The organism is Nitrospira sp. (assembly GCA_005116745.1).
In the GTDB taxonomy this organism is placed as follows: Bacteria; Nitrospirota; Nitrospiria; order Nitrospirales; family Nitrospiraceae; genus Nitrospira_D.
In genome coordinates this window covers 382,311-408,427 of the sequence record SWDS01000002.1, presented here as the reverse complement: position 1 = coordinate 408,427, position 26,117 = coordinate 382,311, and the positions used below count along the sequence as shown (strand labels likewise).

Here is a 26,117-nt window from a genome sequence, read left to right as displayed (position 1 = left end):
TGAGCCGATAAAGATGAGACCCATTTTGTAGCGGGCCGGGGGGAAATCGAGCGATGTTCTGGCGAAAGAAAAAGCCACAGCAACAGACAAATCCTCAGCCGAGCAGCACCCCCAAGCCGGCGTCCAAGGCGCCAGGGGCGGCTCGACCGAAGCTGTCGCTTCTCTCCCTTGAATCTCGCCTCATGTTTGATGCTGCAGCTACGGCCACGGCATCGGAAGTCAATCAAGAACAAGTCGCACAGGAGCAGGCCGAGTCGGCTGTGTCTGCAGAAGACAGTGGCGAGCCAACCGCGGTAGAGAATGAGTCGCCAGAACTGCTTCAAGCCATTACGACCTATAACCCTGGCGAGTCCACAACAGAGGTGGTCTTCGTAGATCCGACCGTGCCCAATTACCGAGAACTCCTGAACGGGATGTACCCCAACATCGAAGTGATCATGCTCAACGGCGCGCAAGACGGGGTCGAGCAGATGGCTGGCGCCCTAGCAGGCCGGACCGGGATCGATGCCATTCACATCATCTCGCACGGCGATGCCGGTACGTTGCAACTCGGTACCGGCACGCTCAACGTGGACACGATGTCTGGCCAATACGTCGACGAACTCGCGACGATCCAACAAGTGCTCTCGGAACAGGCCGACATCCTCGTCTATGGCTGCGACTTCGCCGAGGGGGAAACTGGGCAGGTCGCAGTCAACTTGCTGGCGGAAATGACCGGTGCGGATGTGCAGGCGAGCACCGACGAGACCGGACATATTTCTCTCGGGGGGAATTGGGAATTCGAAGTCCAGACTGGGGTTATCGAGACGTCGCTAGCTGTCGGCTACGACGCGCAAATGAACTGGGCCGGAATTCTGGGGATCGAGACCGTGAGGGATACGTTCTCGGCGGACTCCTACAGCAATAACAACGGGACACAATCATGGTCCACTAGCTGGTCTGAAACGGATGCTGGCGGCGGTGGCGCAAGTGGTGGGGATGTGCGAGTGAACTCCTCACAGCTCCGTATCGACACCGATACCGTCGGGAACGCCATCAGCCGTGGCGTCAACCTCAGTGGAGCGACAAGCGCCACCCTGACATTTGATTACACGAACTCCCTCCTTGGTGCCGACCGCATCGAGGTGCGCGTCTCGACCGACGGAGGTGCGAACTACTCCACCTTGGGTGGCGGAATCTTCTCCAGCGCCGCCAATATCGGAAGTGGCGCAGCGAGCCTCGACCTGTCCGGATACATGAGTGCCAACACCAGAATTCAATTCATCGTCACAGGAACCGGCGGGGGCGAGCGGCTCTACGTCGACAACGTGCAGGTCAGCTACCAAACCAACGACGCGCCGATCATCACAAGCTTGAGCGGTGACAGTCTGGCCTATAACGAGGGCGATGGGGCGGTGGTGATCGAGCAAGGTGGCAACGCGCTGGTCGCCGACTCTGATAACGCCAACTTTGATACGGGGACTCTCACGGTCAGCATCACTGCCGGCAGTGACAGCGTGGAAGATGTGCTCAGCATTCGCAACCAGGGGACCGGCGCTGGGCAGATTGGTGTGAGTAGCAACACGATCACCTACGGCGGAACCACCATCGGCACGTTCACGGGCGGCAGCGGCGGGAGCAACCTGGTCATCACGCTGAACACCAGTGCCACGCCGACAGCGGGGACGGCGCTGGTGCAGAACATCACTTATGAGAACACCGACACCACTGCGCCCACGACGGGGGCGCGGACCGTGCGCTATGTCCTCACTGATGGCGATGGCGGCACCAGTGCGAACTACGATACGACTGTGACGGTCACGTCGACGGGCAACAGTGCACCTTCGGCAATCGAAGCCGTAGCAACTTCTGAGGGCGGTCTTGTTCTCAACGAGGGCTCGGGCAATGACAGCTACCTGGTAGCTGACAATGGCGGTGCGATCCTTGGAGGTCGAACTCAGTTTACGCTGGAGTTTCAGTTCTCCCTTTCTACTGCCAACGTGGAACACACGTTCCTGAGCTATGCAACCAGCACACAGGAAAACGAAGTCTGCCTGCGCACGGCCAGCAACGGCTCGTTGACCTTGTTTGTCAAAGGAACGACTTTGACGACCAGTGCAATCAACTTCAATAGTTTGGTGGGAACGGGGAAGAATACGCTGACAGTGACCTGGGATAATTCCACCGGAGCGTGGCAGTTCTTCTTGAACGGAACCTCCTTCGCCGGTGGAACGGGCCTGCAAACCGGAGCGACGGTGACGACCGGCGGGACTTTAGTATTGGGTCATGATCAGGACTCTGTCGGTGGCGGATTCCAGTCGACACAGGCCTTTAAAGGAACGCTCTACGATGCTCGCATTTTCAATGATGTGCGTACTCAAGCTGAAATTTCCAGCGCCTACGGAGCGCCTCTGCCCGACAACACCAGCGGCATGCTGGCGAACTGGACTTTCAACGATCTGACAACCAGTGGCGAGATCACCGACGCGGTGTCAGGCAATAACCTGACCGTACAACATGCCACCGGAGCTGGCTTTGTCGCCGACGCGCCGGTTCTAACACTCGCCGTTGATGAACATGCGGCCAACGGAACGGTAGTTGGTAGGGTCTACGGTACCGATGCTGAACGCGAAACCCGAATTGCGGCATTGTTGGCTGCCGACCCGGATTTACGATACAGCGCGGAGACGGGAAAGTTCTACAAGCTGGTTTCCACTGGAACCACCTGGAATACTGCACTGTCGAACGCTGCGGGAACATCGCTCTCGGGTGTCAACGGGAGTATCGTGCGAATCGAAAACGCCGCAGAGAATGCGTTCCTGTTTAGCCAGATTTCAGGTGGCTCGACACATTATTGGCTCGGCGCTTCGGACACGCTCAGCGAAGGTGCCTGGCGATGGTATGAAGGTACGAGCGCTGATGACACGTTCTGGAATGGTGCCAATAGCGGTTATCGAGTAGATGGCCAGTATAGTAATTGGTTCAGCACTCAGCCCAACGACCTGGGTGGAGCAGAAGATGCTGCTCGATTGGATCCAACCGATGGACTATGGTACGACGCAGGCGAAGGAAACAGTTTTGGCTACATCGTTCAGTGGAATGCCAACGATATTCTCGATACGACCAACGTTGTTACGTACAGCATCACCACTCAAACGGTCGCCGGTGCGTTTTCCATCAATAGTGATAGCGGATTGATCACGGTAGCCGATCGCAATCTGCTCAACTTTGAATCGCAAGCGACGCACTCCGTTACTGTTCGTGTCACTGACGGAAGCGGAGCCACGTATGATAAAGCCCTTACAATTGCGCTGAACGATGTCTCTGTCGAGCCAACCAGTGGTGTTCCTGGTTCGCAATCGACCAACGAAGACACGAATCTGGTGTTCTCAGCGGCTAACGGAAACGCTCTTACCGTCACGGATCAGAACGGTTCCACGAACGCCTTGATGCAGGTCAGCTTGTCGATACCCTCCGGCACGCTCACGCTTTCGCAAACAACCGGCCTGACTTTCCCCGGTGGCAGTAACGGCAGTGGCGGGATGGTGATCGTCGGCACCGAAAGCGACATTAACGCAGCACTGAACGGCCTGACCTTTACGCCCGTCAGTAACTTCAACGGCAACGTGAACCTGTCGATTGAAACCGCGTTGGCTGCCAACCTGGACGGCTTCTACACGTTTGAAGGTGGCAACGCCGACGACCAAAGTGTTGGCGTTTCGCAAAACGGTACGTTCGTCGGCAATGCAATCACCGTCTCCGATGCAACTCGCGGCACCGTTCTTTCGCTCGACGGCTCTGGTGATTCGGTTTCGATCAACAGCACCTTCGGCAATCCGACGAATGTCACTATTGGGGGTTGGGTGAATCTCAACTCGTCGAGCGGTCGAGTGGAATTCATTTCATTGCACGACCGAGTACACATCACGCTCGACGAAACGGGCAATGGAATCAAAGGATCGATTCAAACCGGAGCAGGATCCTGGCAAGACCTCACCAGCCAGCGCTTTATTGCAGGCACCGGCTGGCATCACGTCATGTACGTGTTTGACGACGCGAACGATATTCACAACCTGTTCATCGACGGACAATTGGCGGCAAGCGCTACCAACACCAACAGCATCTACTGGACAGGCGCCACGACAACCTACATTGGCCAACATCCAGGCGACACCTATTACCTCAACGGCAAAGTCGACGACGTCCGCATCTACACCCGAGCCCTTTCATCCGACGAAATTTCGGCCTTGGCTAATGATCTAACGGAAACCAGCGATAGCGTCGCCATCATGGTGAATGCAGTCAACGACGCGCCGGTGCTGGGGGACACGGCGTTGACCTTGACAGTCGCGGAGGATGCAGGGCTGCCGAGCGGGGCCGTTGGTTCGCTGATCAGCGCCTTCACGGGCGGGATCACCGACGTGGACAGTGGGGCGGCGAAGGGTATCGCGATCACCGGGACTGACGAGACGAACGGGACCTGGTACTACACGACGAATGGGGGGACGACGTGGACGGCGCTCGGCGCGGTGAGCGAAGCCAGTGCCCGGTTGCTGGCCGCCGATGCCAACACCCGTCTCTACTTCCAGCCCAGTGCGAGCTACAACGGCACGAGCGCCAATGCCATCACCTTCTGCGCGTGGGACCAGACCAGCGGCACGAACGGGGGTACGGCCGTCTTGAGTCAAACCGTTCGGGATCAGTTTTCAACAGTCTCCTACAGTAACAACGATGGCACCGCCAGTTGGTCGACAGACTGGACCGAAAATGAAACTGGCGGTGCGAGCGGCGGTGCGTTTCTCGTCAGCGGGGGAGGCCTGGATCTGCAGGCCGTTGGCGGCGGCAAGTATGTTCGTCGGCAAGTCGATCTGAGCGGTGCGACGTCTGCGACGCTATCGTTCGACTTCACGAACTCACTCGGCAGCGGCGATACCTTCAAAATCCAGATCTTTGACGGCAGCACTTACACCGACCTGGGAACGTTCTCGACGACATCGAACACCGGTTCCGGTACCTTCACTCAAGACGTGAGTGCCTTTGTCGGCCAGAGTATATGGGTCAACTTCTACTTACCGTCCAGCAGCGCGTCCGGACATCTGTACGTCGACAATGTCCAGGTCCAGTACACCGATGGTGTCGGCGGGACCACGGCGTTCTCGAGTGTGACCGACACGATCGATGTGAGCGTGACCGCGATGAACGATGCGCCTCTCAACACAGTTCCGGGCGCGCAGAGCGTCAATGAGGACACACCCCTGGCGCTGAGTGGGATTTCTGTCAATGACGTGGACGGCAACCTGAGCACGGTGCAAGTGGCAGTGGGCAACGGGACGCTCAATGTCACGCTGTCCGGTGGCGCGACGATCAGCAGCGGCAGCAACGGGACGAATACCCTGACACTCTCGGGCAGCCAAGCGGACATCAATGCAACTCTTGCGAGCCTCATCTATCAAGGGGCTACGGACTTTGCCGGGGCCGACACGCTCACCGTCACCAGTACTGACAGCAATAGCGGGACGGATGTGGATACCGTGGCAATCACCGTGACCGCCGTCAACGATGCGCCGATTCGGACCACCGGCACGGTCAGCAATCTGACCGTATCGGAAGACGCGGGTCTGGTATCTCTGGGCTTGGGCAGTGTGACCTACAGTCCGGCTGGCGGGGCCGATGAGAGCGGGCAGACCCTCACCTACGCGGTGACGGCCCTGCCGTCGGGCACCATTGGCAATGTCTACTTGGCTGATGGCACCACGCTGGTGACCTTGTCCTCATACACGCTGGCCGAGATCCAAGGCATGCAGTTTCAGCCAACGGCCAATGCCAGCGGGGTCACAGCCTTTCAGTTTAATGTTTATGACTCAGGCGGGACGACCAACAGTGGGGCCAATACAATCAGCCAATTTATCCTGCTTACCGTCACTGCGGTGAACGATGCCCCGACGATTACGAACCTGAGCGGTGACAGCCTGAGCTACAGCGAAGGCGACGGGCCTGTGGTGGTTGAGCAGAGCGGCAACGCGCTGGTGGCGGATGTGGATTCGACCAATTTGGATACCGGGACCCTCACCGTGTCCATCCCGTCCGGAGGCGACAGCGCGGAAGACGTGCTGAGTATCCGGAACCAAGGCACCGGCGCGGGTCAGATCGGCGTGAGTGGGTCAAGCGTGACCTATGCTGGCGTGACCATCGGCACCTTCACTGGCGGCAGCAGCGGGAACAGTCTCGTCATCACGCTCAACGCCAGCGCGACGCCCACGGCGGTGACGGCGCTGGTTCAGAACATCACCTATGAGAACACTGACACCACTGCGCCAACGACCGGTGCCCGCACGGTCCGCTATGTCCTCACTGACGGCGATGGCGGCATCAGCGCCAACTATGACACGACGGTGACGGTGACGGCGCAGAATGACGCGCCGAGCTTTGATGGCGGCACCGGCACGACCATCACCGACTTTTCCAGTGGAGTTGATTACGGAAATGGCGTTGCCATCCAGCCTGACGGCAAGCTGCTCGTGGGGGGTTACGCCAGCGTCTCTGGTACAGACATGTTCGCGGTGGCACGCTTCACTACCAGCGGAGCACTCGACACCACCTTCGGCGGTGGGACGGGAAAAATTACGACCGATATCAGCGCCGGTAGCGACCAGGCCCAGGCCATCACCGTTCAAAGCGATGGTAAGATCCTGCTGGCGGGCTACGGGTCGACCAACGACTTCCAGGTGGTGCGCTACAACAGCGACGGCACGCTGGACACCACGTTCAGCGGCGACGGCAAGATCACCACCTCGGTAGCGGCGGGCGCCGACCGGGCCTATGCCCTCATGGTCCAGCCAGACGGCAAGATCGTCGTCGCCGGTTCGTCGAACAACGGCGCCAATGACGACGTGGCGCTGGTGCGCTACAACAGCGACGGCACGCTGGATACCACCTTCAATGGGACGGGCATGCTCACGACCGCTGTGGGAGCCGGCGCGGACGTGGCCAGCGCCGTGGCGGTGCAAACCGACGGCAAGATCGTAGTGACGGGCTATACGGTCGGCGCCTCCGAAGACCTGGTGGTGGTGCGTTACAACGCCGACGGGACGCTCGACACAAGTTTCAACGGCACCGGCAAGGTGAGCACCGACATTGCCGGACTGAACGATCGCGCAACCGGCGTCGTGGTGCAGAGCGACGGCAAGATCCTCGTGTCGGGCTACACCAATAACAATTTTCTGGTGGTGCGTTACAACGCCGACGGGACGCTCGACACGAGCTTCAACGGCACCGGCAAGGTGACGACTGGCGTTGGGGGCGGGGGGGCTGGGGCCAATGCTCTGACCGTGCAGTCCGACGGCAAGATCGTCGTGGCTGGCTATGGCCTGGCCAGCACCACCGACTTCGCGGTGGTGCGCTATAACAGCAGTGGCGCACTGGATACGAGCTTTGGCGGGACCGGCAAGGTCACCGTCGCGATGGGCACCGGCACTGACATCGCGACGGGTGTCGTCATCCAGCCCGATGGCAAGATTGTGATCGGCGGGCGCACGAACAGCGGCAACTGGGATTTCGCCGCCGCCCGGTTGAACAGTGACGGCACGTTGGACAGCCAGTTTGGTGCCACTCTCACCAACACGCTTGATGGCACGCCGACGTTTACCGAAGGCGGGGTTGCAGTGGTACTGGACGCTAACGTGCAGATCTTCGATGCCGAACTCTCCACCGCCAATAATTTCAGCGGCGCCACGCTCACGTTAACGCGGAACGGCGGCGCCAACGCCGAAGACGTCTTCAGCGCCACCGGCACGTTGAGTTTGAGTGGCGGCAATGTCGTGGTGAGCGGTACCACCATCGGCACCTACACGAATAGCGGTGGCGCGTTGCAATTCACCTTCAACAGCAACGCCACGAACACGCTGGTCAATCAGGCGATGCAGCAGATCGCCTACAGCAATAGCAGCGACACGCCGCCTGCCAGCGCACAGATCACCTGGACCTTCAACGATAGCAACAGCGGCAGTCAGGGCACGGGCGGGGCCTTGCAAGCCACCGGCAGTACGACCGTGACGATCATCGCCACCAACGACGCGCCGACCATCACGAATCTCTCTGGCGACAGCCTGAGCTATAGCGAAGGCGACGGGGCCGTGGTCATTGAGCAGAGCGGCAACGCGCTGGTAGCGGATGTGGACAGCGCCAACCTCGATACCGGCACCCTCACCGTCTCGATCCCGGTGGGAGGGGACAGTGCCGAAGACGTGTTGAGCATCCGCAACCAGGGGACGGGGGCGGGGCAGATCGGCGTGAGCGGCAGTAACGTTACCTATGGAGGGGTGACCATCGGGACGTTTGCCGGTGGCAGCGGCGGGAGCAACCTGGTCATCACGCTCAACGCCAGCGCGACGCCGACCGCAGTAACGGCGCTGGTGCACCACATCACCTACGAGAACACCGACACCAATGCGCCCACGACCGGCGCCCGAACCGTCCGCTATGTGCTCACCGATGGGGACGGCGGGATCAGTGCCAATTACGATACAACGGTGACGGTCAGCGGCGTGAACGACAGACCAGAAACCGCCGATGTAAGCGCCAGCGGTGCTGAAGATGCGGCGTCGATATCGGTCACGCTGAGCGCCACCGATGTCGATGGCACCATCAGCGACTTCCGGCTCTTCAGCCTGCCAGCGAATGGCACCTTGTATCTCGATGCTGGCCTCACGACTCCCGCTGCCATCGCGACCAACTATGCGGCCACATCGGGCGCGCTGATGCTGTACTTCGTGCCGACGTCGAACTGGAACGGGAGCACCGGATTCTCCTACATCTCGGTCGATGATCTTGGTGCGTCTGATCTGTCAACGGCATGGGCGGACATCACCGTGACGGCGGTCAACGACGCACCGACGATCACCAATTTGAGCGGCGATAGCCTGGCGTATAGCGAAGGGGCCGGGGCGGTGGTGATCGAGCAAGGGGGCAATGTCACGGTCGGCGACGTGGATAGCACTGACTTCAACACCGGGACCTTGACCGTCTCCATTCCAGTGGGCGGCGACAGTGCTGAAGATGTGCTGAGCATTCGGAATCAAGGCACTGGGGCCGGGCAGATCGGGGTGAGCGGCAGTACCATCACCTACCAAGGCGTGACGATTGGAACGTTCACCGGTGGCAGTAGCGGGAGCGATCTCGTTATCACGCTGAACAGTAATGCCACGCCTACATCGGTGACGGCGCTGATGCGGAACATCACCTATGAGAACACGGATACCGCAGCGCCCACGACTGGGGCACGAACAGTGCGCTATGTGCTCACCGATGGCGACGGCGGAACCAGCGCCAACTACGACACGACGGTGACCGTGACGGCGGTGAACGATGCGCCGGTGCTGACGAACGGAGGAGCGGTCGGTGCAGGGGAAGACAGTGGGGGCAATCCATTCTTTGGCGTGGTCACCGTCACAGACTCGGACAGTGCTGATTTTAACGGAGGAACACTCACGGCCACCATCAGCGCCGGTGGTGAGTCGACTGACAGGCTGGCGCTGTTAGCTGTTGGTGGTGTGTCACTGTCTGGTTCAAACGTGTTGGTGAGCGGAGTCACGGTGGGTACATGGGCGGGCGGCACCGGCGGCACGCCGTTGACGGTGAGTTTCAATGCCAACGCGCAAGCGGCGCAGGTGCAGGCAGTCTACCAGTCCATTACCTATACCACGACGTCGGATACACCAACGTTGGGTGTGCGCACGATCTCAGTCGTGGTTACTGATGGCGACGGCGGAACGAGCAACACGGGTACTGGCACCGTCAATCTGACGACGGCCAATAACGACCAACCGGTCTTCAGCAATTTGAACGGCACGCCGACCTATACCGAAGGCGGCGCGGCGGTCGTGCTGGATGCCGACGTCACCATTTTTGACGCTGAACTGTCGGCGGCCAACAACTTCAACGGCGCCACGCTCACGCTGACCCGCAATGGCGGCGCCGATGCGCAAGACGTCTTCTACTCCGGCGCCGGCACGTTGTCCTTGTTCGGCGGCAACGTCAATGTCAGCGGCATCACCATCGGTACCTATGTCAGCGGCGCCGGCACGCTGGAGCTGACGTTTAACAGCAACGCGACGCAGGCGCTGGTGAACTCGGCGATGCAGCAAATCACCTACCACAATACCAGCGATGCGCCGCCTGCTACCGTCCAGGTTGATTGGACGTTTAACGATGGCAACAGCGGTACGCAAGGCAGCGGTGGGGCGCTCACGGCGACCGGCAGCACTACCGTGACGATCATCGCCACAAACGATGCGCCGGTGATCACGCCTGTGGCGCCGGATGTGACCTTCGTGGAAGGCGGGCTTGCGCAGCTGATCGATGCGACGGGCACCATTGTCGATGTGGATTCGGCGAACTTCGATGGGGGCGTGCTGACTGTCTCGATCTCTGCCAACGGTACCGCCGATGACCGATTGATGGTGGGGAACTTCGGCACTGGCCCAGGCCAGGTTGGGGTCTCCGGGAGCAACGTGACCTATGAAGGGACGGTGATCGGCACTGTGAGCGGCGGGACCAGCGGGTCGGATTCATTGGTCATCACGTTCAATGCCAGTGCGATGCCCACGGCGGTTCAGGAAGTCTATCGCAGTATTCAATTCAACAACGTGAGCGACAATCCGTCCACCGCGACGCGCACATTGACGATCGGCCTGACCGACGGCGATGGGGGCACCGCGACGCCACAAAATAAGTTGGTCTATGTCCAGGGTACCAACGATGCGCCGGTCCTGACCTTTGGAGAGGGAGATAAGAACTTCACCGAAGGCGCGCTGGCGGTGATGATCGATGCCCTCCCGACCATCAGCGACCTGGACTCCTCAAATTTTGATACCGGGACGCTGACCATCACGATCAGCGTCAACCCAAGCGTGGATGATCGAGTCGAGCTGCTCAATACCGGGATGAGCGCAGGCCAAATTGGCGTCAGTGGGACCAATGTCTACTACGGAGGCACCTTAATCGGGACGCAGTCCGGTGGTATTGGCGCCGCCCCGTTTGTCGTGACCTTCAATGCCAATGCCGATGCGAGCGTCGTCGGTGCGGTGATGGCGAATATCCGCTTCTGGGTGGCCGGCGATGCGCCGTCTACTGCAACCCGCACGGTTGAGGCGGTCTTGACGGATGGCGACGGCGGCACGTCTCTCACTGCGTCGAAACAGATTACCGTGACAGCGGTGAACGATGCCCCGACAATCACGAGCTTGAGTGGCGACAGCCTGAGTTATAGCGAAGGCGACGGGGCGGTGGTCATCGAGCAGGGCGGCAATGCGCTGGTGGCTGATGTGGATTCCACCAACCTCGACACAGGCACCTTGACCGTCTCCATTCCAGTGGGAGGCGACAGCGCCGAAGACGTGCTGAGTATTCGGAATCAAGGCACCGGGGCTGGGCAGATTGGGGTCAGTGGTCCGAACATCACCTACGGCGGAACGGTGATCGGAACCTACGCCGGTGGCAGTAGCGGGAGCAATCTCGTCATCACACTAAGCAGCAATGCCACGCCGGCAGCGGTGACCGCGCTGACTCAGAACATCACCTATGAGAACACGGACACCACGGCACCCACGACTGGGGCGCGGACCGTGCGCTTTGTCTTGACCGACGGCGATGGCGGCACCAGCGCCAACTACGACACGACGGTCACGGTGAGCGGGGCGAACGACGCGCCGGTGAACACGGTCCCGGGCGCCCAGACCGTCACCGAAGACACCCCGCTATCGCTGAGCGGCGTGAGCGTCAATGACGTAGACGGCAACATGAGCAGCGTGCAATTGGGCGTGCTGAATGGGACCGTGACCGTGACCCTGCAAGGCGGCGCGACCATCAGTGCAGGGAGCAACGGCACGAATACCCTGACGTTGTCGGGGAGCCAAGTGGACATCAATGCAACCCTTGCGACCCTGGTCTACCAAGGCACGCTCAACTTTAATGGCAGTGACACATTGACGGTCACGAGCACCGATGCCAACAGCGGCAGCGACGTGGACACGGTGGCGATCATCGTGACTGCGGTGAACGATCCCACCACGATCACCGGCGGCACGAGCGGGAGCGGCAACGAAGACACGACCGTGACCGGGACCCTGACCGCGACCGACGCCGAGGGCTTGAGCGACGGCACGGTGTTTAGCGTGAGCACGGGGGCGACGAACGGGACGGCGAGCATCGATCCGGCGACGGGGCTGTGGAGCTACAGCCCGAATGCGGACTGGAACGGCAGCGACAGCTTCACCGTGACGATTACCGATGATGCGGGCAACAGTAGCACGCAGGTGATCAGCGTCACCGTGACCCCCGTCGTGGACCTCACCAACGACAGCCTCACGACGAATGAAGATACGGCGATCAGTGCGAACGTCCTGACGGGGACCAACGGCGCCACGGCGGATAGTTTTGAAGGCACCCCGGTGCTCACGAGCGTCACGCAAGGGGCGAACGGGAGCGTGACCTTCCTCGCGAACGGCACCGTGACCTACACGCCCAACGCCAATTTCACCGGCCTCGACAGCTTTACCTACACCATCACGAGCGGCGGGGTGACCGAGACTGCGACGGTGACCGTCAATGTGACCGCCGTGAACGATCCGACCGTGGTGACCGGGGGCACGAGCGGGAGCGGGGCCGAAGACACGACCGTGACCGGGACCCTGACCGCCACCGACGCCGAGGGCTTGAGCGACGGCAGCGTGTTTAGCGTGAGCACGGGGGCGACGAACGGGAGCGCGAGCATCGATCCGGCGACGGGGCTGTGGAGCTACAGCCCGACTGCCGACTACAACGGCAGCGACAGCTTCACCGTGACGATTACCGACGATGCGGGCAACAGTAGCACGCAGGTGATCAGCGTCACCGTGACGCCGGTGAACGATGCACCAACGCTTACCGTCAATACGGGCAGCACCGTGGCCGAAGGCGGGACCGATACGATTGGTAGCAGTGAGCTGGCGGTGACCGACATTGAGCAGACGGCCGCACAACTGGTCTATACCATCGGCACCGGTCCGGCGTATGGGCGACTGGAACTGACGACTGCACCCGGCGTGTCTACGACCACCTTTACGCAAGCGGATATTGCCGCCAATCAGCTGGTCTATGTGCACGATGGATCGGAAACCACCAGCGACAGTTTTACTTTTACCGTGAATGATGGAGCGGGGGGGGTGTCGGGTTCAACAACCATGACTCTCACGATCACGCCGGTCAATGATACGCCGACGATCACGAGTGGCGGTGCTGGCCCGACTGCGGCGATTAATGTGGCGGAAAACGTCAGTGCCGTCACGATCGTGACGGGGGCGGATGTGGATCTGCCGGCGCAAGCCCTCACCTACAACCTGAGTGGGGGAGCGGATCAGGCGCGCTTCACGATCAATACCGCCACTGGGGCCTTAAACTTTACCGCGCCGCCTGATTTCGAAGTGGCCACCGACGCGAACGGCGACAATGTGTATGTCGTCCAAGTGCAAGTAACCGACAGCCAAGGGGCCAGCACGACACAGACCATTCAGGTCACCGTGGCGGATGTAGTAGAAGGGGTTCTGCCTACCCCGACTCCTCCGCCGGTCTTGCTGCCGACGACACCCCCCAGTCCGACTGGTCCAGAACCTGTTCCTTCACGTCCATTGGGCCCCGTAGAGCCGCCAACAGACGCACTCCCTCAGGCTCCAGTCTTGCCAGAGTCACGCTCTGCGCCAGCGGAATCTCATCCGGCAACCGTTCTGCCATCGCCGACGGAGCGCCTGGTGGTGATCAGGCCTGAGGAACCGAGAGCCACGATCGATGAGGCGAAGGATTCGGTGCTCTTCCCCTGGATCGACGAAGCCAGAAGGCTGCTCTTGACCGGTCTGCTCGGAGAATCAACTCCAACGCCAGAATCTGAGCAAGACGAGAAATCTCAATCGGTGAGCGATCTCCTATTCTCCAAGCTCGATGAAATGACGGCCTCGTTGGAGCAGGCGATGGGCGTGTCCCAAGAGCAGCATGTGATGACGGTGCGGATCGCCGCTGTGACGGGGACCGCCTTGTCGGCCGGGTTCATCGCGTGGGCTCTCCGCAGCGGCACCCTGCTGGCGAGTTTCATGGCGACCATGCCGGCCTGGCGACACTTCGATCCTCTGCCGGTGTTAGGGGGCAGCCGCAGCGAATGGGCACGCCGTCGTAAAGAAGCAGAACAGGATCAGCAAGCGGAAAACACCCAATTCAAAGGGCTGAAACATTTGCTCGACCTTGGACTTCCACCTGACCCCAAGCCCTAACCAGCCGATCAGAACGATCTGGACCGGCTCTCATCATCCGGTGATCAGTCCGTGCCGCGACTCTCAGCACCATGAGGCGGTGCAGATTGTGTTCAACTGCATTGCTTCCGCCAGGAATGCGCTGTAGGCCGTACCGGCCCAGATGCGACACACATCGCATGGAGTGTGGCAACGCCGACAGGGACGGTACCGCTTAAGCCGCCCACATGTGCGCAGATTGCACCAGGCTTCAGGATGTTCGTGCGCTTTTCGAGGTATCACAAGTTCTTCCACGTAAATTCCCTGAATTTGGTAATCTGTTGCACAGTGTTTCTCGTCTGAATACACAGGGCATGCTGAGACTATGTCGATTCCAACGTCTGATCGGTCCGTCTCGTGGGCGAGGCGCTTTCTCCTACTGGTCCTGATCGTCTGTGGAGTGGCGGTCGCGCTCGTGGGCGGGTATGTTGTCTTTCTTTCAACCAGTTTGGCTCTGCCCAAAAGCGATGAGCATCCGCCGCTGTTGATCTATGGCGCTCCGTTTTTTCTGACGCCGGGGCTTCATGTTGTCGATTCAGGATTGCTCGACCACCTGCAACGATTGGAGTACAAGCCGGCCACGACAGCACCGCGGGTTGCCGGTGAGTATTTCTCTGCCAAGGACTCCATCGAGATTTTCCTTCATGCTCAGGCGGCGAACCGACTTCCTGCACGATCGGTCCGTTTGAGATTGGCCGACGGGATTGTCGCTGAGGTGTCGTCCGTGTCCGATGGGCATCCACTGTCTTTGGTCTCGCTCGAGCCGGTGTTGATCAGCGGAATGCGTTCCGGTTCCAGGCAGGTCCGGGAATGGATTCCCCTGAACCGTGTCCCTCCCACCCTGATTCAGGCGCTGTTGACTATCGAGGATCGTCGATTTTTTTCCCACTTCGGGGTTGACCCCATCGCGATCGGACGAGCATTTTGGGTCAATCTGACTCGCGGCGTCCTTGTGCAGGGAGGCAGCACGCTCACTCAACAATTGGCCAAGAACCTCTACTATTCTCCCAAGCGAACCATTGGGCGGAAACTTCGGGAAGTGATGGCTGCGATGGCGCTTGAATTCAAGTATCGGAAAGAAGAGATTCTAGAGAGCTATGTGAATGAGATCTATCTCGGCCAAGCCGGACCGGTTTCGATCTACGGTGTGAGAGAGGCTGCTCATCGCTATTTCAGCAAGGATCTTGACGACCTATCGATCGATGAAATCGCGCTGATCGTTGGATTGATCAAGGGACCCAATGCCTATTCTCCCGTCAAAAGCGTTGAGTCTGCCACGGCGCGTCGCAATGTGGTGCTTCGCCGACTGAAGGAAGAGGGGATCTTGACGGGGGACGCCGTGGCGCAGGCCATGACTCAGCCGGTCAAGGTCATGTTGAATCAGGATATTCTCACCGATGCGCCGTACTTTGTCGATCACCTGCTCAGAGAAATCGAGCAGGGGATGGGCATGGATATCCCAGATGGGGCGCGAATCTATTCGACCCTTGATCCAAGGGCTCAACGAATCGTCGCACGGGTGTTACACGATGGATTGACGAAACTCGAGAACAGCTATCCGGCCTTGGCTGGAGTCGAGCCTCCGCTTCAGGGGGCAGCGGTTGTCCTGGATGTCAAGACCGGTCACGTGCGTGCGATGGTCGGCGGTCGTAACTATCAGCTGAGCCAATTCAACCGTGCGGTACAGGCGCATCGATCGGCTGGGTCTCTTTTTAAACCATTTGTATACCTGGCCGGATTTGAGGCAGCCCGTGACCACGGTACGGCCGGACTGACTCCGGCAACATTACTGGTGGATGAGCCGGTGACCTTGGAATCCGGCACAGGGTCCTGGTCACCTCAGAATTATGATCGGCAGTATCGAGGGCCGGTGACGGTCCGAACGGCACTTGAGCAGTCCTTGAACGTTCCCGCCGTTCGGACGGCACATCGAACTGGGATTACGGCGCTCACGAGTCTGCTGCACGCGTTCGGAGTCACGACACCGGTGGCGGATGATTTGTCCCTGGCGTTGGGGAGTTCTTCAGTCTCGTTGCTTCAGATCACGTCCGCCTACGCCGGGCTTGCCAATGGAGGTGTGGTTATCCATCCGGTCGCGCTGTCCAATATGGTGGGCGAAGAAGGAGAGACCATCTGGAGTCCCCCGCTCGATCGGCGTCAGGCGGCAAGCCCACAAGGGACATTTCTCGTGACGTCGTTGTTGAAAGGGGTGGTGGACCATGGCACTGGAGCTAAAGCTAGAGTGTTGGGAGTGCATGGTCCGGTGGCAGGCAAAACCGGGACAACTGATGGGTATCGAGATGCCTGGTTCATCGGCTATACCCCGGATATGGCGATCGGTGTGTGGGTTGGTTTTGACGATGAACGCGCCCTGAAGTTGACCGGCGCCCTGGCTGCCCTTCCGATATGGAGCGAGTTGGCGCTTCGGCTCATTCCACGTGATTCTCCTGATTTTGAGGCGCCCGTTGGGGTTATTCAGCGGAAGATTGATCCCAAAAGCGGACAACTCGCGACGTCGCAATGTCCGGAGAAGCGAGTTGAGTTCTTCATCGCTGGAACGGAGCCGACGGTCTATTGCGAAGTGCATGGAGGCGGGCTCTGGGAACGGATGAAGCAGACGTTTGGTGTATCGCAATAGGGCGGAGCGCGTACCTGGGTGCTGGATTCGACAAACTGTTAGGCGTATCCCTGGTCCTCGGGTACCCTTGGGGAAGGTTGGCCTGTTGAGAGGAGTCCCCATGAAAAAGACCGGGTCTGTCGACGATGGCAATATTACGCTGTTGGCAAAAGGTGTTGAGCTCAAAGGGGAAATTAAAGTCGATGGTACGGTGCGGATCGATGGGCGACTCGAAGGGGATGTGTACACGAAGGGGCAAGTCATCGTCGGGGAAGATGGAGTGGTGAAGGGAGCTATCCACGCCGATTCGCTGATCAGCAGTGGACGTATCAAAGCCACGGTCACGGCAACCGGGAAGATCCAGCTCCTCAAAACCGCGATTTTGATCGGCGAAGTCCATTGTCCGATGATGCTGATGGAAGAAGGCGCGAAATTTCAGGGGGTCAGCGATATGGGGGTCACAGGCTGGCCAGAAGAAGCCCCTCGAGTCCCGAATAATGTTCGCGACATGAATGCGCATCGTGGGAAAGCGGTTGCGTTGATCGGACGGGAAGTCGACCTGTAAGGGCACTCCCGCCTCTCGTTCGTTGTGTCGTCCTCACGTCCGGTGGTCTTGCACCTTCCATCCCATTCTTTCCTCCCGTGACAGACGCCGACAGATCTGCTATTTACTCGATACTGCTTCAGAGAGACTGCGACGTTTGCTATGACTCGACAACAGATCTTTTCCATCGTGTTTTTTTCCCTTCTGGTCTTGCTGCTCTACCAAATCGGGTTGATGTTCAAACCATTTGTCTTTTCAGCCCTGTGGGCCGGTCTGTTGGCGCATTGGGCCTTCCCCATGCATGTCCGGCTAGCCAAGTGGTTCGGTGGGAAGGACGCGCTCTCTGCCGCTCTGCTGACCGTCGGCGCGCTGGGGGTTGTTGTTGTGCCGTTAGTTGCCATGGGGGTGATGTTGGTGCGGGAAGCCGGGGCAGCGGAGCAGGAGATCCGAGCATGGATCTCAGCCGGCGGGCTCCAGCGATTGCCGGATCAAGTGGCCGGCATCCCGTTGGTGGGAGGTTGGTTGAAGGCGGCGGTATCCGGGACCGGCAGTCCCACCGTGTCATTGGAACAGTCGCTCGTCGGTGGAGTCACGGAATTGGGTCAGTTTTTGGTCGGAGGAATGGGAGGCTTGCTGAAGAACACCTTCGCGCTGGTGACGAATTTCTTCATTATGCTGTTGGTGTTATTTTTTCTCTTCAAAGACGGTCAGCAGTGGCTCACCGTCTTATACGATTTGATTCCGATGGAGGAGTCGCACAAGTCCAGAATCCTGATCCGGCTGGATCAAACGATTCGGGCGGTGGTGAAAGGGATGCTGGTCACGGCGATCGTTCAAGGGCTTTTGTCTGGGATGGCTTACTGGGCGCTCGATGTGCCGTTTCCGGTGGGACTGACCGCGTTGACGACCGTGTTGGCGCCGATCCCGTTCGGCGGAACGGGACTGGTGTGGGGACCCGTGGCGCTCTACCTATTCTGGGTGGGTGCGAGCGGGAAAGCGCTGATTATGCTGGTGTGGGGAATTGGCGTCGTGTCGATGGTCGACCAGTTCCTACGCCCGTGGTTGATCGGCCAAGATGTGCAGATTCCCGTGTTGCTCCTCGTGCTCAGCGTGTTGGGCGGGTTGGCGCTGTACGGGTTGCTTGGACTGTTCGTCGGCCCGATCCTTATCAGCCTGCTGATGACAGCGGTGCAGATCTATCGAGAGGAGTACCACCTCAAGCCACCGGCCGTTTCTATGAACCCATCCACGCCTTCGTAACTTCCTTGTTACGCTGCATCCGCGCACAGTATGTTGGCTCTCAAGCCGACAATGACCGCTCACGTGTCCTGCTACTCCAGCGGAATTGTAATGGCGATCCCACCCATCACATCATTCAACTTGAAGTCCTGCTTCGGGCTTAACGGATGACTGTTGTGGCACAGGATGCAGGCAGATGAGACGGCACGGTCTGCATAGATGGCTTGGAAGTACTGCTTCTTGCCGCTTGACACCACTCCGGTAATTGGCCGGTCAGGCTGTCGCCTGAGCCCCTCCAGCGCTTTGCGTTCAAACTCGGTCGCAGGCGCGTTGCGTTGATAGATCGGAGAGAACCCGATCAGTCTGTAGCGGATGCCCCGCCCACTCTCGGCGACCAACCGGCCTGAATGTTGAAGAAACTGAGCCGGCAGCAGGAGTGTGCTGTCCTGCTCCCAATGTTCGGTCGCAGCGACGATACCTTTCTCCTGCATGCGGTTGACGATGTGGGTCGTATAGATCGTCCGGTCGGCCTCCAGGATGGCATATACGTAATCGGCGACTCTCTCCGGAGAGATGCTGCCGATGGGTGGGTTCTCCTTGGCTGCGTCAAGAGACGTCACGCCCCAGAGTCCCCCTACGAAGAGTGCGATGGTTGCGGCTCGGAACGTGACGCGGACGGTGTCCATGGGCCTCCTTCGGGAGATCGTGGAGAACTGATCGGAAGAGTAACGACGCAGGTGGTGCCTTGGCCTTCGACGCTTTCGATACGGAGATCACCCCCAAACTTTCGGATAATCCGTCGGGACACCGTGAGCCCGAGTCCAGAACCTTCCCCTTGTCCCTTGGTCGTAAAAAATGGATCGAAGACTTTTGACAAGTGCTGTTTGGAGATGCCGGGGCCAGAATCGGCGATCGTCGTCGTCACCGTGTGGTCCGAGACGGCGGTCGTCAACGTGAGCGTGCCGGTCCCCTTCATGGCTTGGGTGGCATTGGTCACGAGATTCACCAACGCTTGCCGAAGTTGGTCGGGAAAGACCAGCACAGGGGTATGGCCCGCATAGGTCTTGTGGATCACAATGTCTTTCATTTCAACGGTGGTCTGTGCCGTCGCCAGCACTTGGTCTAATATCTGCTCTACAGGCACCGGTACCTGTTTGTCGAAGGCTTCACGGTTTGTCACGCCGGTAAAATCACGAACGATCGTCGCCATGCGACGGCCATGGGCCACGATGTCCTGGGCGCAAGACTTGATCTGCTCCAAATCCTGCTCATCCTGAATCGCTTCCCCCAACCCGATGATCCCGAACAAGGGGTTGTTGAGTTCGTGGCCGATTCCAGCGGTGAGGACGCCAAGGCTTCCTGTTTTTTCAGCCTGGACCAGCTTATCTTGCAGTTGGCTCTCGTCCGTGGTGTCTCGAAGCACCAGCCCGATGCTATCTTCTTCTCCTGGTCTCGTGGGTAATCGGAACCATTGATAGTGATAGATGCGCGATCCAATATGAAGCTCAGCACGATGGTGCACCGATTCATGATTGGCACTCGGCGCAAGTGGATCCCTCGGCGCTGTTTCGCGCGTGATGCCGGCTGTGGCAAGAGCCGTCTCCCCGTTGGCTTGGAACTCTGCGTGAAGCTGTTTCTGAACGGCTGGGTCAAGTGGAAGAATCGTGAACAGGGATGCGTCTGACATTGGTTCCTGGACCTTGAAGGAATCGCGGGCCGCCTGATTGATGTAGCGTACAGTTTCGTGGGCATCAATGAGGAGAATGGGAGTGGGGACGGCGTCTAAGATCTGATCCGTCGACTGCTGGAGGACCTGGACCTCCTGGGTTTTCAGCTTGACCTGGTCAGTCAATCCGGCGAAGGCCGCTTTCAACTGCTGGTTCATGCGGTTGAATTCTTCGGCCAGGTCCTCTAATTCGTCACCCGTGTGGATCTGAATCGGTGTCCGCAATTCACCGCGCCCGATTGATTGCGCGGCCAGTTGCAGTTGCCGTACGGGCGTCACGATGCGGCTGGCGGCGACGTAGCCCAGCGAGGCCAGTAGCACGACAGCGACGGCTCCGAACACCGTCACCCAGGTGAACAGATGTTGAATCGGCGCGAAGAGTTCATCGGACGATTGCCAGACGAAGGTGTGCCATGACCCATTGTCGATCGAGCCGTTGGTCGCCTGGCTGGTCTCTGCCAGAGAGGCAAAGCCGATGACGGAGGTCGACTGTCCGCCGTGGCCGTCGCTTGAGGTTTGCACCCAACCGGGGTGTGGCGGTGTGACGAGCGGGATGAGCTTCGGATCGGACAACGGGACGCCGGTGGGAAGAATCGGGCAGCTCACGACGATCCCGTTGGTGTCAATCAACATGACGTGGCCGGTCTTTCCAAATCGAGTGACATGGGTGGCGGGAGAGAAGAACTCTTTGGCATCGATCACGCGGTGCAGCACTCCGACGACTTCGTACCGGAGACTATCCATGACAGGAAGTGAGATGGAGAAGACATAGGCGTTCACCTGGTCGTCGAAACGGATGTCTTCGATATAGAGCTTGCCTACCGCTTTATTGAAGGCACCCTGCCACCAGTGGGACTTCTGGTGGCGGAACGCGGGATAGCCCGTCATGGTCCCGACGAGTGTGCCCTGTGCATCGGTCAGGAACAGCATCTTTGTCGATGAGCGAACCACGTGCGGAAGCGACTGGCCCGGCGCACTATGGACGCCGGTAAAGTATTCATGGAGCAAGGTGCTGAGAGGATTATCGGCAATGGACTTGACGGCGGCAGCGTCTTTTTCCTTCCAGCGCTGCTCGAAGTCAGTGAGTGCCGTGGTCGGACTCTTGGGGTCTCCCCGCGCATCACGCCGTTGCTCCAACGCTCGAATGATCGCCGGGTCATTCGCAATGCGCGCGGTGTGCGCGATTTCTTCGGCGAGGAGGAGGTCGAGTTTACGGGCGGCTTCGGTTGCTAGTGCTTTAAAGCTTTCCCCACTGACTTCCCGGATTTCTTGAGACCCCTGCCAGAATGCCATCCCTAAGCCGACGACGAGCGGGATGACACCGACGAGCAGCATGGAGAGGATGACTTTCGCCTTGAGCCCCCATCTGGTGCCGGACGGCGAGGATGTCGGCGTCTCCGTCACGATTGAGTGCTCCTCTCACCGGGAAATGTGAGGGTAAAGGTTGAGCCTCGGCCGATCTGACTGTCGACCCCTATCGTGCCATTCATGTGATGGATGACATTTTTAATATTGTACAAACCCAATCCGGTTCCCTTCCCTGGTGGTTTTGTCGTGAAGAAGGGTTCAAAGATTCGACCAAGGAGCTCTGGAGCGATGCCGCTGCCGGTATCGGAGACACGAATCTGCGTCGCGTCGGCCATCGCGGTGGCTTCCAGCGTCAAGGTTCCGTGGTGATCCATGGCCTGCACGGCGTTGGTAATGAGATTGACGAACACATGGAGAAGCTCATCGGGGTTCCCCTTGACCACGACGTCGGGTTGATACAGTTTTCGAATTTCAATGTCTTGGAGCCCCACCGCATAGCGAGCAATCTTGAGCGCTTCATCCAACTTGCCGCTGACGTTAATCAGGCAGTCTTGCCGTAACGATGCGCGACGAGAATAGGACGTAAGGTCTCGACAAATGGCCGTCGTCCGTTTCACGGCTTCAATAATATCGTGGGCCTGCAGGTGCACGGCTTCCAGGTCCGTTTCGTCCGTCAGATTTTCTGCCAGACCCAGAATCAGCTGGAGCGGATTGTTCATGTCATGCGCGATGCCGGCGGCGAACGAGCCGATTCCAGCAAGTTTCTCTGCATGGAGCAATTCAGTTTGCAATGTCGATTCATGTTGCACGAGTACCCAGAGAAGCCGTGCGGTCTGGCCATTGACTACGTCGGCCCCCGCAGGCACCTCCTCCCGAAGCACCGACTCCATGGCTGGATCACCGGTGACGTCTATCACAAGGTTGAGCTCTTGGTGCGTGATCAAGTCGGTCACCCGGTCATAGACCGGCACATGGAGCTCTTGGGCGCGTGTGAGCCCGGGAGCCGAGGGATTCTGATCGGTGATGCCGACGATCTGAATCCTGCTGATCTGATGGAGCACATCGAGCAGGGCCATGCCCCCCCGCCCCGCCCCAATGATGGCCACTCTCATCGGAGGCGAGGCGGGAGCTGGTTCGATTCCCCGATTGTCGGCTTGCGGATGGGACATGGTCGGAGAGATGATCGTCATGCTGGCTCCCTGCGATGCTGTGGCCCGTTCCCTCAGAGATGGGCCAATTCACGCTGCTCCATGGCACGTGCGACGGAGGCCTTCAGTTTCTCGCCCTCTACCGGTTTCACAAGATAATCCACCACACCTTGTCGCAGTAAGGCCGTGGCCATGTCGGTGTCGGGGAATCCGGTCAGGACGATCAAGGGGACCCGAGTATAATTCTGGCGGAAGTAGGCGATCGCTTCGATCCCATTCACCTTTGGCATGCGGATGTCGCAGATGATGACGTCAAGAAGCAGCCGATTTTCACCGTAGTTGATGGTTTCAATGGCCTTCTCGCCATTCTCTGCCTCGAGGACATCATAGCCGGCTTTCTGCAACGTCAGGCGGACGACCTTGCGGATATCGGGCTCATCATCCACAACGAGGACGCGGCCATTGCAGCTCTCACCTCCCACAAAAAACCCGGATTTGAATTCGCTCATAACGACCTCCTTCGTGAATGGCGGGGTAATCTGTGTTCGTATGTATTGTAAGTATCGCAAGCTTGATACCGAAACGTGAGGAAGGTGAGGCTGAAATAATTCAACGGCTTGCTCAATCAGAACCGTGTGTCGCTGGTGGAGGCTGGTTCACATGCACCACCATAATTGTGGAAAACCACCAGCGAGGATGCACATTGCGTTTCAGAACCAATTTCAGCTAGTGTATGCTCTAAATAAAAGGAGTGGAGGCCGGTGATTACCCCAGACGTACTAACTGACTATGTTCGTAAGTCCTTGCCGGATGCCGTGGTGACAGTGACCGACCGTACAGGAACCATGGACCACCTCAAGGTTGTGATTGTCTCAGATGGTTTTCATGGGAAAAACCTCTTAGACCGGCATCGGATGATCTATCAAGCGTTAGACGTGCCGATGAAAGACGGACGAATCCATGCGCTCGAATTAACCGCGCGTACCAGAGATGAGGCTTAGGAGGATATTATGGCCGACCAAATCGAAGAAGAAATCCAAAACGAAGTGAAAGCCCATAAAATTTTGATCTACGGCAAGGGAACGAAGACCATGCCGATGTGCGGGTTCACGAGGGAAACCATGCAGTTTTTCGATAAGTATGGGTACCCGTACGAACTGATCGACGTCCTATCGCAACCGGCGAAACGGGAAGCGCTGGCGAAGATCACCAATTGGCCGACGCTCCCCAAGGTGTTTATCGACGGGACATTCTACGGCGATACCGACGTCCTCGACCCCATGGCCGCTAAGGGCGAGATCGAACCACTGCTGAAAAAAGCTTTCGGGAAGTAAGTAGGGCATCCCTGCTCGTCTCTTGCTCCCCGAGCGCGCACGCGGGAGCAAGAATAATCTACAATTAAGAGCGGTGCTCGTTCGACAGGCGCTGTGGGACCAGCAGGAACGTCCTGCTTAGGGGTGGAGGAGTCTCGGCTGGCGAACGGCGCGTGAAGCCTGGTCGTGCCATAACGCTCGGAAGCCAGACGGGTGATGAATCCCTTCGTTATTTCTCGGATGCGCCTCTATGGCTTCGACTTCGTCGCAATGCCGTCGCAGTGATATTCCTTCCCAATAATCTGACAATTTCTGTTTAGGTGCGGGCCAACTCGCTCATCCGTTCCATCTGAGATGCCCGAGGCATTGTGGCGGTGAGAAAGCCTAACGGGATAGATCGGGAAAGCCTTGTTGCCCAGGCTGATGCATTAGGACTTGATCAAGAAGTGCGAATGCTGTTTGATTCAGTGCCCTGAGTCAGCGTCTCATGAATGTGATTGCGTTTTTGATCAGTTCCCGGAATCCTCACATGATCAAGCCTCGGTGAGGCACCGTAGCACCTGTCATATCGCTCCACCCCTATTCTCCCGCATCACCTTGTAGAATGAAGCCTGTTGCTGTTTCTTCTTGCGACTACCAAGGATTGTAACAACCCTGTGACGCAGTAGGTTGCTTCGGCAGCCTTTTTTCATCCTGTCAACTTAAGGGGTATGGTTTCTGAAGGTCAATGCTGGAGAGGATGGTATGGGCATGGGCCAGAACCTATAGGCGTGGGTAACGCATGTATAAGTTCCTCCTCATTCTTCTAGTGCTTGGTACTCAATTCACTCTCACTGCATGTACGACGAAGGGTGTGGCCTTGTTGTCAACTCTTATAGAGATAGAGCGACAGGGATTGGGGACGATAGGAGTAATAGTTAGGCTATCAGGCTCAGAGGTTTGGTATTCACGCCCCCCTTTTTTTGTTGATGGTGAGCTACGAGAAATGCAGGATCGCCTTTATAATTCCGGACAAGGGGATTTGGAAGGTGATAAGCAAGCGAAGACTTTTAAGGAGTTTGAGGGATTTAAATGTAGAAACCAAGGGTGTCTGCTAGCAGTTCCTTTCCACTTGGGGGGACAAGTCCTTACACGAGGCGCTGGCGGAGGTGCCCGAGCCATTGACGAGAGAATCTATTCAAACTCACTGTTAATGGGATTAATGCAAAGTTCTGCTATCCGAGTGGTCCAGGAATCTCTCGACACAAGCGGGCTTTCGGAAAGGTTGTGGGATGAGATCTGGACTGTGGTCCAGAGACACCCGGCGTATAGCTTTGAGCTGGTAAAACAATTGCCCGACGAGGCACCAGATATGTATGGCAAAAGAGAGGGCAGTCAATATCAGCTACTGCATGATAAAGGGATAGCAACACTCCTCAAAATGAAGATTCGATTGATCGAGTTTCGTGGTTTGGAGCCGGATGGACCTTATCAGCTCTTCGTCCATATTGAGACGACCCTTCTTCATACGGATGATGGGTCCTATATTCGGCACAACACCTTGGTGTATCTAGGGGGAAGTCTTCGGGTTACAGAGTGGAACAAGGATGGCGCTAAACTTCTTATCGATGGGCTTAATCAGGGGTTTCGTCTCATTGCTCAGCGCGTGGCGCGGGAAGTTTTTGAGTAGCCTCCACTGTTCTCGTTGCGAGTATCCAGGGCCGTTATCCAAAAATCTGAATCTCTCGCCTGTCGTGAGTAACAAGAACAACAATCGCATTCAACATGTATCTACTCGCTTTAGGCCACGATAGCTTGCTTCGTCTCGTCCAGGTGCTTTTGTAGATACATCATGAAGGGGGTGCCGCCGGTGCCCACCGCCGTGGGGTTGGTCGTACTAGGGCCTGTTAACACTACTGACCCTGTTTATGCGATACTGCGCATATGGAACT

Annotated in this window: 11 protein-coding genes; 7 read left to right on the top strand and 4 right to left on the bottom strand. The window is 58.3% G+C overall.

Features of this window, described 5'->3' with window-relative positions; all coding sequences use genetic code 11:
- Window positions 1–53 precede the first annotated feature (53 nt).
- The 4 genes from E8D52_03995 (at window position 54) to E8D52_03980 (ending at window position 18,712) form a co-directional block, all read left to right on the top strand.
- A complete protein-coding gene (locus E8D52_03995; GenBank protein ID TKB70216.1) occupies window positions 54–14,273 on the top strand; it encodes a tandem-95 repeat protein in 14,220 nt (4,739 codons plus the stop codon).
- A 343-nt stretch (window positions 14,274–14,616) separates the two neighbouring features.
- On the top strand, window positions 14,617–16,929 hold the full coding sequence (locus E8D52_03990) for a PBP1A family penicillin-binding protein (GenBank protein ID TKB70215.1): 2,313 nt from the start codon (window positions 14,617–14,619) through the stop codon (window positions 16,927–16,929).
- A 100-nt stretch (window positions 16,930–17,029) separates the two neighbouring features.
- Window positions 17,030–17,473, top strand: a complete 444-nt coding sequence (locus E8D52_03985; GenBank protein ID TKB70214.1) for a polymer-forming cytoskeletal protein — start codon at window positions 17,030–17,032, stop codon at window positions 17,471–17,473.
- A gap of 141 nt (window positions 17,474–17,614) precedes the next feature.
- Entirely contained in the window at window positions 17,615–18,712 is a 1,098-nt protein-coding gene (locus E8D52_03980; protein TKB70213.1) for an AI-2E family transporter, read from the top strand.
- A gap of 71 nt (window positions 18,713–18,783) precedes the next feature.
- Here E8D52_03980 and E8D52_03975 read toward each other — a convergent pair whose 3' ends face one another.
- Genes E8D52_03975 through E8D52_03960 form a run of 4 tightly spaced genes read right to left on the bottom strand, consistent with a single transcriptional unit; the run spans window position 18,784 to window position 23,382 of the window.
- Entirely contained in the window at window positions 18,784–19,377 is a 594-nt protein-coding gene (locus E8D52_03975) for a DUF3365 domain-containing protein (GenBank protein ID TKB70212.1), read from the bottom strand.
- Complete coding sequence (locus E8D52_03970) at window positions 19,326–21,821, bottom strand: HAMP domain-containing protein (GenBank protein ID TKB70211.1); 2,496 nt, start codon at window positions 21,819–21,821, stop codon at window positions 19,326–19,328. Before E8D52_03970 ends, E8D52_03975 begins: the two co-directional genes overlap by 52 nt.
- On the bottom strand, window positions 21,818–22,915 hold the full coding sequence (locus E8D52_03965; GenBank protein TKB70210.1) for a GHKL domain-containing protein: 1,098 nt from the start codon (window positions 22,913–22,915) through the stop codon (window positions 21,818–21,820). The genes E8D52_03970 and E8D52_03965 overlap by 4 nt, the downstream gene beginning before the upstream one ends.
- Before the next feature lie 32 nt (window positions 22,916–22,947).
- Window positions 22,948–23,382: a response regulator gene (locus tag E8D52_03960; GenBank protein ID TKB70209.1), complete on the bottom strand. Its 435-nt coding sequence runs from the start codon at window positions 23,380–23,382 to the stop codon at window positions 22,948–22,950.
- A gap of 252 nt (window positions 23,383–23,634) precedes the next feature.
- Here E8D52_03960 and E8D52_03955 point away from each other — a divergent pair, with 252 nt between their 5' ends.
- From E8D52_03955 to E8D52_03945, 3 genes are all read left to right on the top strand, one after another.
- A complete protein-coding gene (locus E8D52_03955; protein TKB70208.1) occupies window positions 23,635–23,874 on the top strand; it encodes a BolA family transcriptional regulator in 240 nt (79 codons plus the stop codon).
- 9 nt (window positions 23,875–23,883) lie between these two features.
- Window positions 23,884–24,207, top strand: coding sequence for a glutaredoxin (locus E8D52_03950; GenBank protein TKB70207.1), 324 nt, complete (start codon window positions 23,884–23,886; stop codon window positions 24,205–24,207).
- Between the two features lie 1,330 nt (window positions 24,208–25,537).
- A complete protein-coding gene (locus E8D52_03945; GenBank protein ID TKB70206.1) occupies window positions 25,538–25,855 on the top strand; it encodes a hypothetical protein in 318 nt (105 codons plus the stop codon).
- Window positions 25,856–26,117: the final 262 nt, after the last annotated feature.